Source organism: Sphingopyxis sp. 10G20-10 (assembly GCF_057365075.1).
In genome coordinates this window covers 1555183-1570391 of sequence record NZ_CP195117.1, presented here as the reverse complement: position 1 = coordinate 1570391, position 15209 = coordinate 1555183, and the positions used below count along the sequence as shown (strand labels likewise).

General features: G+C 57.5%; 13 protein-coding genes. 5 read left to right on the top strand and 8 right to left on the bottom strand.

Annotated features, from left to right (window positions below):
- Nucleotides 1–3 precede the first annotated feature (3 nt).
- The 5 genes from ACR3XE_RS07645 to ACR3XE_RS07625 all read left to right on the top strand — a co-directional run bounded on the left by ACR3XE_RS07645 (nucleotide 4) and on the right by ACR3XE_RS07625 (nucleotide 6889).
- On the top strand, nucleotides 4–1998 hold the full coding sequence (locus tag ACR3XE_RS07645) for a TonB-dependent receptor plug domain-containing protein (RefSeq protein ID WP_473698224.1): 1995 nt from the start codon (nucleotides 4–6) through the stop codon (nucleotides 1996–1998).
- The gene (locus tag ACR3XE_RS07640; RefSeq protein ID WP_473698225.1) at nucleotides 1998–2831 is read left to right on the top strand and encodes an ABC transporter substrate-binding protein; all 834 of its coding nucleotides are present in this window, start codon (nucleotides 1998–2000) and stop codon (nucleotides 2829–2831) included. The genes ACR3XE_RS07645 and ACR3XE_RS07640 overlap by 1 nt, the downstream gene beginning before the upstream one ends.
- Nucleotides 2828–3817 carry a FecCD family ABC transporter permease gene (locus ACR3XE_RS07635; protein ID WP_473698226.1) on the top strand — a complete coding sequence of 330 codons (990 nt, stop codon included), beginning with the start codon at nucleotides 2828–2830 and terminating at the stop codon, nucleotides 3815–3817. The genes ACR3XE_RS07640 and ACR3XE_RS07635 overlap by 4 nt, the downstream gene beginning before the upstream one ends.
- A complete protein-coding gene (locus tag ACR3XE_RS07630; RefSeq protein ID WP_486185622.1) occupies nucleotides 3810–4571 on the top strand; it encodes an ABC transporter ATP-binding protein in 762 nt (253 codons plus the stop codon). Before ACR3XE_RS07635 ends, ACR3XE_RS07630 begins: the two co-directional genes overlap by 8 nt.
- A gap of 461 nt (nucleotides 4572–5032) precedes the next feature.
- Complete coding sequence (locus ACR3XE_RS07625; protein WP_473698228.1) at nucleotides 5033–6889, top strand: polysaccharide biosynthesis protein; 1857 nt, start codon at nucleotides 5033–5035, stop codon at nucleotides 6887–6889.
- Nucleotides 6890–6936: 47 nt separating this feature from the next.
- On the opposite strand, the gene ACR3XE_RS07620 is transcribed toward ACR3XE_RS07625, so the two are convergent.
- The 8 genes from ACR3XE_RS07620 to ACR3XE_RS07585 are packed head-to-tail and all read right to left on the bottom strand — an operon-like array spanning nucleotide 6937 to nucleotide 15196.
- On the bottom strand, nucleotides 6937–8148 hold the full coding sequence (locus tag ACR3XE_RS07620; protein WP_486185621.1) for a DegT/DnrJ/EryC1/StrS family aminotransferase: 1212 nt from the start codon (nucleotides 8146–8148) through the stop codon (nucleotides 6937–6939).
- Between the two features lies 1 nt (nucleotide 8149).
- Nucleotides 8150–8794: an acetyltransferase gene (locus ACR3XE_RS07615; protein WP_473698230.1), complete on the bottom strand. Its 645-nt coding sequence runs from the start codon at nucleotides 8792–8794 to the stop codon at nucleotides 8150–8152.
- Nucleotides 8791–9384: a sugar transferase gene (locus ACR3XE_RS07610; RefSeq protein WP_473698231.1), complete on the bottom strand. Its 594-nt coding sequence runs from the start codon at nucleotides 9382–9384 to the stop codon at nucleotides 8791–8793. The genes ACR3XE_RS07615 and ACR3XE_RS07610 overlap by 4 nt, the downstream gene beginning before the upstream one ends.
- Nucleotides 9381–10550, bottom strand: coding sequence for a glycosyltransferase family 4 protein (locus ACR3XE_RS07605; protein WP_473698232.1), 1170 nt, complete (start codon nucleotides 10548–10550; stop codon nucleotides 9381–9383). Before ACR3XE_RS07605 ends, ACR3XE_RS07610 begins: the two co-directional genes overlap by 4 nt.
- Nucleotides 10550–12076, bottom strand: a complete 1527-nt coding sequence (gene murJ, locus ACR3XE_RS07600) for a murein biosynthesis integral membrane protein MurJ (RefSeq protein WP_473698233.1) — start codon at nucleotides 12074–12076, stop codon at nucleotides 10550–10552. Before murJ ends, ACR3XE_RS07605 begins: the two co-directional genes overlap by 1 nt.
- The gene (locus ACR3XE_RS07595; protein WP_486185620.1) at nucleotides 12073–13446 is read right to left on the bottom strand and encodes a hypothetical protein; all 1374 of its coding nucleotides are present in this window, start codon (nucleotides 13444–13446) and stop codon (nucleotides 12073–12075) included. The genes murJ and ACR3XE_RS07595 overlap by 4 nt, the downstream gene beginning before the upstream one ends.
- Nucleotides 13443–13985, bottom strand: coding sequence for an acyltransferase (locus ACR3XE_RS07590; RefSeq protein ID WP_473698236.1), 543 nt, complete (start codon nucleotides 13983–13985; stop codon nucleotides 13443–13445). The genes ACR3XE_RS07595 and ACR3XE_RS07590 overlap by 4 nt, the downstream gene beginning before the upstream one ends.
- Nucleotides 13967–15196 carry a glycosyltransferase gene (locus ACR3XE_RS07585; protein ID WP_473698237.1) on the bottom strand — a complete coding sequence of 410 codons (1230 nt, stop codon included), beginning with the start codon at nucleotides 15194–15196 and terminating at the stop codon, nucleotides 13967–13969. Before ACR3XE_RS07585 ends, ACR3XE_RS07590 begins: the two co-directional genes overlap by 19 nt.
- Nucleotides 15197–15209: the final 13 nt, after the last annotated feature.

Here is a 15209-nt window from a genome sequence, read left to right as displayed (position 1 = left end):
ACAATGAACACCTGTCTTTTGAAAACCAGCCTGTCGCTGTTGGCGCTCGCGTCCGCAAACCCGCTTTGGGCGCAAGATCAGTCGGCGACCGCCAATGACGATTATTCGATCACCGTCATTGGCGACCATCTCGATGCGTCGCAAACCAACGCCTCCTGGTCGCTGATCGACAAAGCTGACATCAAGCGCGCGCAAAATGGGGCCGCATCCAACCTTCTCGAGCGCCTTCCCGGCATCAGCACGACGCGCAACGGCGGACTGGGCAGCTTTACCGGTGTGCGTATTCGCGGCGCCGAAGCCGAACAAACGCTCGTTGTGATCGATGGCGTGCGCGTGGGCGACCCATCATCTCCGGGCGGCGGCTTTGACTTTGGATCGCTGATGCTCGGCGCGATAGATCGCATCGAAGTGCTACGAGGGGCGAACAGCCTGCCATGGGGCAGTCAGGCGATTGGCGGCGTCGTGGCGATCAGCACGACCGGCACACAGGACGGCGTGTCCAATGTCACCAGCGGACAGGTTCAGGGCGAATATGGCGCACGCGATACGGTGCGGTTCAACAGCCAGTTGCATCACCTCAAACTCGGCCCCACCAGCTTTGGATTTGGCGGCGGCTATGTGCGGACCGACGGGATCAGCACTGCCGCGATCGGAACCGAACGCGATGGCTATCGGCAATATAGCCTCAACCTGACCAACCAGACCCGGATCAGCAACAGCTTGGCGCTTAGCGCCTTTGGCCTTTATTCCAACAGCCGGGTCGACCTCGACGGTTTTGGTCCGCCAACTTTCACTTTTGGCGACACGGCGGAATTTCAGCGCACCCGCGAACATTATGCCGGGGTGACACTCAAACATCAGCCCGGAGGCGAACATGGATCGTCAGGCATTTCGCAGCAGCTCGGCTTCGGCTTTTCCGATATTAACCGTGACAATTATGATCCCGCACAGGGCACTGCCCCCAGCTTCGGCGCGCGCGGTCGCAACGAACGGCTGAGCTATAGCGTCGACTGGCTACCCTTTGGAGGCGGCAGCGATCAGGCGGGAGAAAATGTGCTGCGCCTGCGCGCGGGCGCGGACCGCGAATGGACGCGGTCGCTGACCAGCGATGCCTTTTCAAGCGATAGCGGCCGCACAGCAACCTCTTCGCTTTGGGGCATGATCGTCGGCAAGCCGACCAACACACTCTCGCTGACCGCGGGTGTACGCTATGATCATCACCGCCAGTTCGGCGGCGCCACGACCTTTGCGCTGGACGCGGGACAGGAAATCACTCCGAACTGGTCGCTGCGTGCCAGCTATCGCGAAGGGTATAAGGCGCCAACCCTGTTCCAGCTGTCCGCGACCGCATCGGCCTTTGGTAATCCCGCGCTCGCCCCCGAGCGTGCCCGCTCGTTCGAGATCGGCACCCGCTTCCACGGCAATAATCTCTGGTTTATCGATATTGCCCTGTTCCGCCGCGATAGCCGCAACCTGATCGATTTTGTCAGCTGCCTGGCAGGCCCCAATCCCCTGCCCGCCATCTGCGCGACCGGTAATCGCCCCTTTGGCACCTATGACAATATCAACCGCGCCCGCGCCGAGGGTGGTGAAATAGAAGGCAGCTTTCGCTTTTCCGATGCTTTGCGCCTTGGCGCCAATTACAGCCTGTTGTCGGTCAAGGACAGGACCTTCGGATCGGCGCTACAAGGTAATCGCCTCGCCCGCCGCCCGCGCCACAACGCCAATGTCGACCTGACCTGGTCGCCGGGCGGCAAAATGCAGGGGGCAGACCTGTCGCTGGCGGCGCGCTATGCCGGAGCGAGCTATGATGATCGCTCCAATCTGGTGCGGTTGGACAGCTATTGGCTGTTCGACATCCGCGCTCGCTATCCGGTGACGGCATCGGTTGACCTGTTCGGAAGGATCGAAAATCTGTTCGACGAGAAATATCAGACCGTCGCCACATATGGCACGCCGGGCCGCTCGGCTTTTGTCGGCCTGCGCTGGTCCTATTGATGCGCGGCGCGGCTGCCCTTGCCCTCCTACCCCTGATCGCAGGGTGCCAGCCGCGCTCCGCCTCCCCGCCCCTCGACGGGATCGTCAGCATCGATTTTTGCGCCGACCAAATGGTGCTGGGCCTGTTGCCCAAGGATCAAATCAAAGCCGTGTCGTTCGAGGCAGACAGCGATGCCAGCTTTTCCGCGCCACATGCCGTTGGCGTGGTCCGCGTGCGCCCGCAACTCGAAGATATTGTCCGCCTGCACCCCGCCGTGGTGGTCCGCAGCTATGGCGGCGGTGCAAGGCTCGACCGGCAATTACAAGCTATCGGCATAAGGGTCGTCCAGCTGGGCTTTCCGAACACGCTGGCGGAGGTTCGCGCCGATATGCTGCGTGTCGGCGGCGAATTGGCTGCAACCGAAACAGCGCAGCAACGGATCGCAACCTTTGACACCCAAATTGCAAATGCCCATGCTGCCAGCACCAATGCCGCCGCGCCAACCACATTGTACGTTACCCCCGGGGATGTCACGACCGGTCCCGGATCGCTGGTCGCCGAGGTGATGCAGGCCGCTGGCAGGCAGCCCTATCGCCGCAAGCCCGGCTGGGGCAGTCTGCCGCTTGAGGAGATGGTGCGCCGTCCGCCCGACATGGTGTTCCGCGCCTTTTTTGACAGCACCCGCTATCGTCAGGACCATTGGGCCGCATCGCGCCATCCGGTCACTTTGATGGCGACGCGAAAGGCCAGGCAGGTCGAGGTGCCCGGAAGCTGGCTGGCTTGCGGCAACTGGCTGACCGGCAAGGCCGTCGACGCGATTGCCGCAACGCGAAAAGGCGCGCCGTCATCATGAGCCAATATCGCGTCCATTTCGCGCTCCTTGCTCTTCTCCTCATCATGGCCACCGCCGCGCTGGTCATTGGCCCCGATGGCGTGTCACCAGCGGTGGTGATGGCATGGCTGCGCGGGCAAGACCCGCTCGCGACCATCATCCTTCAGGATATTCGTCTGCCGCGCATGCTCAGTGCCGGGTTCGTCGGCGCCGCTCTGGGGATGTGCGGTGCGGCCTTGCAGGCGCTGACGCGCAATCCGCTCGCCGAACCGGGAATATTGGGGGTCTCCGCCGGGGCGACTTTGGGCGCAACCTTGACGCTCTATTTTGGTTTTGCGGCGATTTCGCCATGGATATTGCCCGCAGGCGCCATCGGCGCATCGGCGCTGGTCACCACGCTGCTCGCATCAGCGGCTGTGCGAATGCGCGGCATGGCGAGCCTGATCCTGATCGGCGTCGGGATTTCGAGCCTCGCAGGCGCGCTGATGGCGCTCATCCTCAACTTTGCGCCCAATCCCTTTTCGCTGTCGGACCTTATCAACTGGACCTTGGGGTCGGTCGCCAATCGCTCGCTCGGCGACCTCGCCTTCACCCTCCCCTTCATGCTCGTCGGCATGGCCATGCTGCTAACCCAGCGCCGCAATCTTTCGCTGCTGGCGATCGGCGAAGAAGCCGCCTTCGCCCACGGCCTCGACTTTCGCCGCACTCGTCTGGTTGTTGTCATCGCAACGGGGTTGGCAACAGGAGCCTCTGTGGCCTTGGCCGGAGCGGTGGGCTTTGTCGGCATCGTCGCCCCGCATGTCGTGCGTCCGTGGGTCGGACATGACCCCGGCCGCACCCTCCTGCCTTCCGCCTTTGCCGGCGCAATCATGCTGATCGCCGCCGATATGCTGGTGCGTCTGTTGCCGACTGATACCGAGCTCAGATTGGGGGTCGTTGCAGCGCTCGCCGGAGCTCCGGTGTTCCTGTGGATCGCCATGCGCCGGGGGAATGTCCGCCATGACTGACCTCGTTGCAAAAGACCTGACCCTCGATAATCGAGTTGAAGCGGTGGATTTCACCTTAAAGCCCGGTGAGCTTGTTGCTATCGTGGGACCCAACGGATCAGGAAAGACCAGCCTGCTGCGCCTGCTCTCAGGCATACAAAAAACTGACCATGGCACGATCCATCACGGCAATCGCCCGATCGACACATTGACGCCCCGCCAACGCGCCCGCGCGCTCGCCTATCTCCCGCAACGCACCGAGGTCGCATGGCCTATCCGCGTGGCCGAGATGGTGGCCCTCGGTCGCTTTGCCTATGGTCCCGCGCTGACCTCTGAACGCGATTTTGCGGGACCGGTCTCTGCAGCTTTGGCTGATGTTGGTGCAAGCCATCTGGCCCATCGTTCGACCGCAGAGCTTTCAGGCGGCGAACTGGCCCTATGCGCTCTGGGGCGCATATTTGCAGCGGACGCCCCTCTCTTGTTGCTAGATGAGCCCGTCGCGGCACTCGATCCCGCCCGTCAGCTATCAACGATGGCGTCGCTTCGCACCAAGGTAGATGGAGGTGCCGGTGTCGCTCTGGTCGCCCACGATATCAATCTGGCCGTAAAGTTTGCCGACCGCATCGTCTGGATGGCGGACGGAGTCATTGTCGCGGAAAGCGACGCAAATCCCCAGTCCGTTGTGGCGCTGGTCGACAGGGTCTTTGGTGTGACAGCAACCCCCCTTTATGACAGTGACGGAACGATGCTCGGTCTGGCGATAACCGAGCGCTGAATAGAGTCTCATGCGATAGGCTGGCGCACTTCGATCACACCCGCTTGACCACAAACATACTTGACGCCCTTCTCTTCACCTGAAGATTGGCGCATCCCGCCGCTCGCGTCACTATATGTCTGAACATCGCGGGAACGATTGAAGCTCTGGTGCATTAGGGAACGATTGGGGATTTTTACACAGGACCGGGGGGCCACTTCATCTGATGGTTATTGAACTGTTTTTGACAATAATGTACCGGACTTTACGGACCTGCCGTGGATGATCGTCGGTTACATATGAGACGAGCCGGTGAGTTGCCCCTACAGAATCGATTAAACCCAACTCTGTCCTTCCGGTCGCGGCCCCATTAGAAAGCGAATGGCCATAAAATGTTGCTTGAAGACTATGATCGTTGGCGCAGTTTACGCGCAACTGTTCTGGCATTTATTGTCAATCTTTCTCGAGTTCAACGACAGATAATGGCTGCAGTGATTGACGGGATCCTGTGCGTCATGGCCGTATGGATCGCCTTTTCGCTGCGGCTAGGCGTCTGGGATTTTTTCTCACCGCCTGTCCTGAAGTTTGCGGCGATTACTTTGCTGTTTTGGTTTGCAATCGCATTATGGACCGGCGTTTATCGATCACTGATCCGGTTTTCCGGAGCGCGATCAATCGCCGGATTGGCGTTCGCCTGCGCTGCCATGACGCTCCCCCTGTTCATTGTCTGCGTGATTTTCCGGCTACCCGGCGTTCCAAGAACGCTGTGCATCCTGCATCCGATTCTGTTTCTGCTGATGCTGAGCTCCAGCCGCATCGCCATTCGCTTCGTTCTGCTCGATTTGTTGAAAGTGGTGTCCGTGAATGCGCGGCGCGTCCTGATCTATGGCGCAGGGCGCGCTGGCCAGCAATTGGCACTGTCGCTACGCCACGAATCGCAGGTTCATCTGGTTGGGTTCGTTGATGATGATAGGCGGCTTAACGGCCAGCGGCTCGATGGCACTCCCGTCTTTTTCTCGGATCGTCTGCACCAGTTACTAAAAGAGACCAAAGTCGACGAAATATTGTTAGCAATTCCAAGCGCGTCGCGAACCCGCCGCCGTGAAATTATCGAGACGCTGCAGGACGAGGAAGTCTACGTTCGATCCCTGCCCAGCCTGACGAACGTCATCGACGGCAGTGTGACTGTCAACGATCTACGCGAAATCCAGATCGAAGAATTGCTCGGCCGTGAATCGGTTGTCCCCAATCAACTGTTGATGGGCAAGACCATCGCCGGCAAGACCGTTCTGGTATCGGGTGCTGGCGGATCAATCGGTAGCGAGCTTTGCCGCCAGATTTTGCGCTGTCACCCGGCCCGCCTGATCCTGCTGGAACAGTCGGAATTTGCGCTCTATGCGATTGAGCAGGAACTATCCGCAATGATGAGCGAGCTTGGCATTTCGGTACCGATTGCACCAGAGCTTGCCAACGCTTCGGAGCGGTCGTCGATGCGCCGGGTTTATTCGCACTATCGTCCCGAAACCGTGTTCCATGCCGCGGCCTATAAGCATGTGCCGTTGGTTGAGGCCAACCCGATCTCTGGCCTGCGTAATAATATCATGGGTACACTCCACAGTGTCGCAGCCGCCGAGGAGTTAGGCGTCGCCAATTTCATCCTTGTCAGTACTGACAAGGCTGTTCGCCCGACCAACATCATGGGGGCGTCAAAGCGCGTCTGCGAACTCATATTGCAGGCTCGCGCCGCGCAACCCGATGCGCGCACTGTATTCAGCATGGTCCGTTTCGGCAATGTGCTGGGGTCTAGCGGGTCGGTCGTGCCACGGTTCAAGGCACAGATTGCTGCGGGCGGCCCCGTGACACTGACTCACCGCGAGATTACCCGCTATTTCATGACGATTCCCGAGGCTGCACAGCTTGTAATTCAGGCAAGTGCCATGGCCAGACATGGCGAAGTCTTTGTCCTCGATATGGGTCAGCCGGTACGAATTGCCGACCTTGCGCGATCCATGGTTCATTTAACAGGGCTTAGCGTTCGCGATGAGGAAAACCCCGACGGCGATATCGAAATTGTCGAAACCGGATTGCGGCCAGGGGAGAAGCTTTATGAAGAACTGCTCATCGGCAACAACCCGGAACCGACGAACCATCCACGTATCATGCGCGCGCGCGAAAATCTTTGGCCGTGGAGCGATCTCGAACGCGAATTGACGGCTTTGGAAGCAACGATCCGGGCGAGCGGCGACAAGGATACCGCAATGGAGATTATCAGCCGACTTGTGCCTGAATATACGCCGGATATTTCCGGCCAGGAAGGGGCGGAAAGCAGAGCCGTCTGAGCTTTCTATCTATACGCAACGCGTCAAAAGAACGAACATATAGCCGCTTAACTGGATGCTACTGTGATGACCTCTCGGCTCACTGCGGCGGCTTGCTCCATCTGATCCGATGTCAAAGTCGGGTGAACCAGCCACATCAGGCTGGTTTCCCCCATTGCGCGCGCAGCAGGCAAGCGCTGCGTAGGTCGTGTGCCCGTCCCGTCGAACGCTTTCTCCAGATAAACCTCTGAACAGCTCCCCTGAAAACAGGGAACACCGCGCGCCGTAATTTCGCTAACAATGCGATCACGATCCCAGCCTTCGGCTAGTTTTTCGTCATTCACATAAGCGTAAAATTTATACTCGGCATGCACGCTTCCCTCATCCGTCAACCGCGGCAGGCGAATGACAGCGTCGGAACCGTCAGCAAAACCGCGCAGAGCGTCCCGCAACATGGCCGCGTTGCGCGTTCGAGCTGCTGTCCAATCCGCCATGCGCCGAAGCTGTATCCGACCGATGGCAGCCTGTATTTCCAGCATCCGCCAGTTCGTACCGATACTTTCATGCAACCAGCGAAAACCAGGCGCATGTTCGCGTTTGTAAACCGCTTCCCAGCTTTTCCCATGATCCTTGAACGACCACATGCGCGACCATAAATCACGGTCGTTACAGGTGATCATTCCGCCCTCCCCGCCTGTGGTCATGATTTTGTCCTGACAAAAGGACCATGCCCCGATATCGCCAATCGAACCGACGCTGCGCCCCTTGTAACGGGCCCCATGGGCTTGGGCGCAATCCTCGATCACTCGAATTTCCTGTTTCGCCGCAAGTTGCATGATCGGGTCCATGTCCGCAGGCCAGCCGGCAAGGTGGACGACCAGAATCGCGCGGGTCTTCTCGGTCAGTCTTGGGGCGATTGTAGCGGCAGAGATATTCCCGCTGTCCCGTTCAACATCGGCAAAAACCGGCACCGCTCCCGCGTTAAAAACGCAGCTTACCGAAGCAAGGAATGTCCGCGGCGTGACAACGACCTCGTCATCGCTGCGCCCGCCATTCACACTGCCGATACCAAGGCCGTGCAACGCAAGGTCGAGTGCGACGGTGCCATTTGCCACAGCGATGGCATGCCGGGTGCCGACCCAGTCAGCGAACTCACGCTCAAAATTGCGGCACTCTTCACCTGTCCAATAATTGACCTTGTTCGACCGCAGCACAGCCGCCACCGCCTCGACCTCTTCGTCGCTAAAGCTGGGCCAAGGGGCAAAGTTGGTATTTAGCATGTCACTTTATTTCGATTGGTCGGGCGGGGTTGCCGACGACGGCAACTCCGGGAGGAAAGTCTTTTGTCACCACTGCGCCCATGTCGATAACGGCTCGAACGCCTATAACGAGCGGTTTGTCTGGCGTCCCCTGACGAAGGATTGCACCAGTGCCAACATAAGCGTGATCTTGAATGTGCACATTGCTATTGCACCTCACCCTCGGCGCGAATGTTACGAAATCGCCTATCACCCAGTCATGCGCGACATAGCTATAAATATTCGCATGAAAGCAGCGCCCGATTGAGATGTCAGCAGTGAGCGCAACGAATGTCTGCAATATTGCGCCTTCAGCTATGTAGACATTATCACCGATCACGACATTGCTAGCGGCAACATCATACATGGGTATCCCCTCGGCCAGACAGCGTTCATAGAGCATCTCTCGCACGCGAGAATCGGCGATTGCAATGGCAACTGCCTTCGATTCAGCTGAATGCGCCAGAAATGCTTCCCATGAGAACTGCTCAGCCTGTCGAGATTCGTCAGGAACGCCATCATCTATGAAAACGATCTTTGCCTTTTTAAGTTCAAGGTCATTACGGACAATTGGCATCACTTCACGACCGAAACCGCTCGCTCCGTATATTCCGATCAAATTCGTCATAATTCCCTACCTTTGAACGCTGGCATCGTTGCTTCACCTTCCGCGCTAATCCCATCCCGGACGAGAACTTTGCGCACGGTCAAAAACAGGATTTTACAATCAAGCCAAAGCGACTGGTGGTCTACATACCAGACATCTAGGGCGAACTTCTCCTCCCAGGACAGGGCATTGCGTCCGTTCACCTGCGCCCACCCCGTGATGCCCGGTCGCACTTCGTGACGACGCGCCTGTTCAGGACTGTAAAGGGGTAAATAACTCATCAACAGCGGGCGTGGCCCGACCATGCTCATGTCGCCCTTCAAAACATTCCACAGCCCCGGCAGTTCATCAATGCTGGTCGAGCGCAGAATGCGGCCCAAATATGTAAGCCGCTCGCTGTCGGGCAGCGGGCGCCCTTCGCTATCCAGAGCGTTCAACATTGTCCTAAATTTATACATCAAAAATGCTCTCTCACCCCGCCCCGGGCGGTGCTGGGCAAATAATATCGGCGCGCCCATGCGCAGACGAATGACGATAGCGGTGGCGAGTATGACCGGTGACAAAAGCGTCAGAACGAGAGCCGAGACAATGATGTCGAGCAGCCTTTTCACCTTTGGTCACCGTTCGCTATACCCATCGCCTCCATCATCGAAGCCGTTACCTTTTCGGCGCTATATTTTTCCCGGACAATGGCGAGTGAGCGCGTCGCCATAGGAGCGATTATGGCGGGTGCCTCAACAAACCGCAGCATGGAATGCGCCAGAGCGTCGATTGAACGCGGCGGAACGAGAAAACCATTATCGCCGTCCGTAACCGTTTCCCTGCAACCGGGCGCATCGGTCGTAATGATCGGTCGGCCCGTTGCCATCGCTTCGAGAACGGCTCGCGGCGTTCCCTCGCGATAGCTGGGAAGCACAAAAACATGGGCATCGACCAGAAACGGTCGTACGTCGGCTTGCGGCCCGTGCCAGACGAGATCACCTTCGTTGACCCATTGCGCCACCTCTGCCTCGTCAACCGCATCGGGATTGGGATCGAGCCCGCCGACCAGATGAAAGCTGGCCTCAGGATGCTGCACCCTCACCTTCGTTGCGGCGGCGGCATATTCGCGCACGCCCTTGTCACCCAGCAACCGCGCGATCATCAAAAAGCGCAGCGGCCCCTTGGGCAGCGGTTGCGGCGGATAGTGCAACAGGTCGACGCCCGACCCGTTGACGATCGTCACCGGCTTGTCCACCCCGATCAGGTCGAGCGCGTGGAACAGCGCCAGATCGTCGGGGTTCTGAAAAAAGACGCGAGTGGTGCGCGACAGGGCGACACGATAAAGCATCCGCGCAATACGCTGGACATGGCCGCGCATACCCTTGGCATCGCCTGTGAAGGCATAACCCAGCCCGGTGATCATCGCATAGCGCTGCGGCACCCCTGCAATCCACGCGGCCAGCGTGCCCCAGACGACGGGCTTGATGGTATAACCCAGAACTATCGTCGGTTTTATCTGTCGCATCAACCGGACCAGCGCGACAAAGGCTTTCAGGTCGGCAATGGGGTTCAGTCCCGCGCGGGCAATCGGCACCGAATGGGCCTTTACCCCCATATCGCATAACGCACGCGATATCGCCGGATCCTCTTCGAGGGCAGCGGCTGCGACGTGAACATCGCCCCCGGCATCGCGCAGCGCGCTCAGCAAGGGTCCGCGAAAATTAACGAGTGACTGCGGGAGCGCGCCAATCAACAGAAAGCACACCGGATGCCGCGAGTTCGACGGAGGCGCCATTACAGAACCACCTGTGGGTCGCCTTGCGGCAGCCCCCGCAATTGCGCGTGTACCATCGACGGCTTGATGCCGAATGCTGACAGCAGGGCGAACAAGAGCGGGACATAAACACCAACGACGATCAGGCCAGCCAAGGCAAAGCGCGCCAGCAACGGCCAGCCGGCAAAGGCGTCATAAGCCATCAAAACGGAAAAATAGGCGGTTGCCCCCGCGGTAACGGCAGAGACAAAATAGGCCGCAAGACGCCCGGTGAGCAAGGCGGGTTTCCACAGCGCCAAAATACCAAACTGACCGATGCAAAAGACCAGTGCCGAAATCGATGCCCCAGCGGCAATCCCCCAAATGCCATAAGCCCGCGACAAGGCAAGGCTGCTCGCAAGATTTGCTGCCGCCGCGACGATGCCGATCAGCAGCGGTGCCATCGTCTTTTGATAAGAAAAATACACACGGTTGAGCAGTTCGCGCATCGCAACAAACATAATCCCTACGCCCAAAATGCCGAACAGGGTCGCCGTCGTCTGCACATCCTCTGGCCGGAAGGCACCGCGCTGGTAAATCAAGGCGACGACATCGGTACGCAGCGCCAAAGCGCCCGCCGCCGCTGGTGCGGTCGACACCAGGATCAGCCCCAGAGCGCGGGTCAGAACATCGGCGTTCGCCATGTCGTCATCGCGGGCGGCATTGGTCGCCAGCGACGGAAAGAAAAGATAGGATACAAGCCACGAAAACACGCCGGATATGAATAGCGTCAGGCGACTGGCATAGTTCAGATGCGATATCGCACCGGGGCCGAAATCAGACGCGATCGCAGTCCCGATAAAGATGTTGAGTTGATCGAGGATCACCGCAAAGATCATCGGAGCGGACAACAGCGAAAGCCGCCGCAATGTCTCCGGCTGAATCTTCCACCCCCATTGGGTGTCATAAAGGCGACGCGTCTGGCGGCGCTGGATAACGCCTTGCACCGCATAGGCACCAACGGCGCCGATCACCGCGATTGTCACATCTTGCATCAGATAAGCAACATAGATTGCCACAATGGCGATCAGATTGTTGATCACCGGAACAGCGAGCGGAGGAAGGAAGTGCCGGTTGGCTTGCTGAATTGAACTTTGGACACCGACATACCCGGTCAAAACAAAGCCGAGAAGCATGATCCGCGTAAGTTTGACCGCAAGATTATGTGTGTAATCGTTGATTGACGGTGCAACGACAGAGACCAGAACACCAGCAAGGACCCAACAAATGCCCGACATGATGATGGCAACATAGGCGTAGTAGCGAATCGATTCATTGGCGAATTTCTGTGCAGCAGACTGGTCCGCCATCTGTCGCACATACATGGGTGCAAATACCGCCCCGATAGTCGCATAAATCGCGAGCCAGAGCACGCCAGGGAGTTGGTTTGAAATAAAATATGCATCAGTTACCGGGCTGGCACCGAACAAAGACGCGAATACAATATCCTTTGCCAGTGCCGCAATCTTGCCAGCGATGGTCAGCAGGATGAGTGCTGCTACGATCATAGTTTAGACGGCGTGCGCGGTCGCCGCCTGTTTTCGATCGTCCACGGCGTCGAAACGCGATTAAAACGCCGCCCAAACCACAGATACAAGCCTGTCACGACGATCGTCGTAAACAAGGCCCCCGGGGAATGAAGTAGTTGATTGTTGGCTGGCATAAAAAATGCACCCATGGTGAGCAGTGCAAAAGTCAAAATGGCAAACGGATTTTCGTACCTGACGGCGGACGTCCAAGCGCGGGAATAGACGTAAGCAAAATAGCCGAAGATCAGAACCGTTCCGGGAAAGGTAAAGTCGGTCGCGAAATGCGTAAAGACCGTATGCCATTTGGATTCGTCCCAACCGGTCGTAGCGGCGACTTGGCTGACCAATGCGTTCGGCCACTCCCAATCCAATCCGAACAAGCGGTTCGCCAAGACCGAGACAGAATAAGAGAAGCCCAGAAAATGAGTCCAATGCCAAGGTGTTTCGAGCGCGAGTCCGAGGCCATAATAGCCCTGCGACAGATAACTCAAAAACATGGACAATGTCAGACCATAGTCGAGCCCGAAGAGTTTGAAAATCGGGTGGCTAGTGTCAAAAAAAACTCGATCGTTGATGCGCTGATTCACATTTCCAACGTCAACACCTATCACCGAATAGCGTTGACCTAGCACAGCAACGAACAGCATAATGGCCATTATGGCCGAAGCCGCGCTAACTAAGACCCATTTGATCTTTATGGGGCGCCGCCAGACGCCATATTTCAAGGCAGCAACGGCGATCAAGTAAACCAATACGTCACCGATCTGCTTTTGCTTGCCCGAACCAACAACGTAAAAAAGTAAACTCGCTATGATGAAGGCGGTCAGAAGCGTTCTGCGCGTTCGGTTCATAGAAAAGAAATAATATAATCCCAACACCATAGCGATAAAGTTGAAAGGCAATGAAAAAGAATATAGTATGAAAATAAGAGAATAACTTCCTGAGTTCCGCTCATAACCTTCATAGCCGGTCATATAGGCATCGCCGATGCCCGACAGGTCGGTATTCAGCTGTCCTGAAGTCAGGGCAGACCCAATCGATACGGCCAAGGCGATCAGTGAGATAATCAGCGAAATATCGAATAATATCCGGACAAACGCATCGTTACCCAACCGATGTCGTTGTGCAGGGCGCACACCAATCTGGTTGCCGTAAATATAGCCGAAGGTGATTGCTATCATCACCGCACCCATAAAGAACAGCGTCTTGCCGATTGGAAACGCATAATAATCAATTGGCCCCCAGACTGCTATTGATAGCGTCACGGCCAGATAGGCAATAAAAAATTTGAGCGGGGCAAAGGCAGCAAATTGCGGCGCCGGCCGAAGCTTGGTTCGGGGAAATTTCACTTCAATGCCTCGCTGAATATGCGCCGATAAGCAGCAAGTTTATCATCCCCTTCAAGGTGGCCGATCCCAAGAGAAGTCTTATGGGCTTTGTGCAAATATTCCTCGGTCGATTTAATCACACGAGCAGGATTGCCTCCGACGATAGAGCCAGCTGGCACATCCTTCGCAACCACGGCATTGGCTGCAACAATGCAGTTTTCGCCGATGGTCACACCACGCATCACCAAAGCACCGGCGCCAATGAAGCAGTTGGCTTTAACGACGATAGGCGCTGCGAGATCAAGAGTGGGAAATTTCTGCCGAAACGGAAGGACACCGCCATCATGGCATATGAATTTTGCCCCGACGCTAATGAATACATTGTCGTGCAACGTGACAAGAAAAGGTTCGGAGCTAAACATATCATAGCTGCTGCCATAAATTCTAACTTGCCCCTTCAGGTTGACGCCGATCATCTTCGCATAACCGACAGGCCTCAGGCGCGCATATAGATAGTTAAATGGCCAGGATAAGGCTCTCTTCAGCCGATAGAAGGACATCGATTTTCCCTTCCCAAAACTTCCGATAGGAATGCGGTCACCGGCGCTTCAAAGGCCTGAACGGTAAAGGCTCCATAGTTGCTGCAAAATTGCTTCATCGCCATGATCGCTTCCTTATCTATCGTAAGGATATCGCATAGGCGCTTCGCCGCGTCATCCCGGTCGTCGGGATTGATGGAGAATCCGGTTTGCCCCTCGACATGGTAGGCGCGCACGCTGGGCAACGCATTGATGATACAGGGGGTGCCATAGGTCACCGCTTCGGAATATTTGGTCGGAAAACCCGCTAGCGTCACCCTGGATTCATGTCGCAGGACGAAAGCAAAGGCCGAGGCCTGAAGCAGGTGCAGTACTTCGTTTCTGGGCCGGCGCCCCAGGAATACGACACTATTCCCCAGACGCTCAAGCAGGACGCGATGACGCGGAAACAGTGCCAGAAAGCGCTCACGCTCGACCCCCACGACGCGCAGCACAAAATGTTTTCCGCGCTGGGCGACGGTATCGAGTAACTCGATGATCCAGTCGATCCGGTCGTGGATTGCCTCCGCCCTCGCGCCGTCAGCAAAGCCCGATGCGATTGCAAACAACGGCATCGGCGACCGAAGCGCCTCATCATGCGGCCCTGCTTCCGCAGGGCTGTCCATCAGCGTCGGAATCTCGACGATCGGCAAGCCCGTCGACCGGTAAAAGTCGGTCATAAAGGGCGAGGTTGTGATGATGCCGTCCATTCGCCGGTTAACCCAGCGCATCCGCAACGGAACGTCGAAATTCTTCACGATATTGGCGGGGCTGCTCCATGGTCGTGCAGCATACCATTCGGTGCAGTCGGCCAACGCCGCAGCACCCCACTGACGCGCCAGCGCGGCAATTTTGCGCTGTGCCAGCGCAGGGTGGTTATAACAGATGACCGCCGCGACCTCTTCGGTATGCACCACACCGCGTTCCAACAGTTGGCGAAGTGGCCAATCGGAGCGGATCATGTCGAACCACTGCCCACGGCTTTGCGGATAACCGACCTCCCACGCCTCGACATCCGCGCCCCCGGTATCCGCGGCATGGATCGTCCGGTCATAAACTCTCGCGTGGCTGATTCCGATCAGCACGACACGATAACCAAGCGCGCGCAGCACCCGCGCGTTATTCAGCACCCGCTGCGCGGCGGCATTCTTGTCAGGCAGTTCGAACCCGCCGATATAGACAATGGTTTGCACCGGATGCTTTCCA

Bases quoted from the DNA above. Each gene is read 5' to 3' on its own strand.
- ACR3XE_RS07605 (WP_473698232.1), bottom strand. From the start codon at position 10,550: ATGGCGCCTCCGTCGAACTCGCGGCATCCGGTGTGCTTTCTGTTGATT.
- ACR3XE_RS07630 (WP_486185622.1), top strand. From the start codon at position 3,810: ATGACTGACCTCGTTGCAAAAGACCTGACCCTCGATAATCGAGTTGAA.
- ACR3XE_RS07620 (WP_486185621.1), bottom strand. From the start codon at position 8,148: ATGCTAAATACCAACTTTGCCCCTTGGCCCAGCTTTAGCGACGAAGAG.
- murJ (WP_473698233.1), bottom strand. From the start codon at position 12,076: ATGATCGTAGCAGCACTCATCCTGCTGACCATCGCTGGCAAGATTGCG.
- ACR3XE_RS07635 (WP_473698226.1), top strand. From the start codon at position 2,828: ATGAGCCAATATCGCGTCCATTTCGCGCTCCTTGCTCTTCTCCTCATC.
- ACR3XE_RS07640 (WP_473698225.1), top strand. From the start codon at position 1,998: ATGCGCGGCGCGGCTGCCCTTGCCCTCCTACCCCTGATCGCAGGGTGC.
- ACR3XE_RS07645 (WP_473698224.1), top strand. From the start codon at position 4: ATGAACACCTGTCTTTTGAAAACCAGCCTGTCGCTGTTGGCGCTCGCG.
- ACR3XE_RS07625 (WP_473698228.1), top strand. From the start codon at position 5,033: ATGGCTGCAGTGATTGACGGGATCCTGTGCGTCATGGCCGTATGGATC.
- ACR3XE_RS07615 (WP_473698230.1), bottom strand. From the start codon at position 8,794: ATGACGAATTTGATCGGAATATACGGAGCGAGCGGTTTCGGTCGTGAA.
- ACR3XE_RS07590 (WP_473698236.1), bottom strand. From the start codon at position 13,985: ATGTCCTTCTATCGGCTGAAGAGAGCCTTATCCTGGCCATTTAACTAT.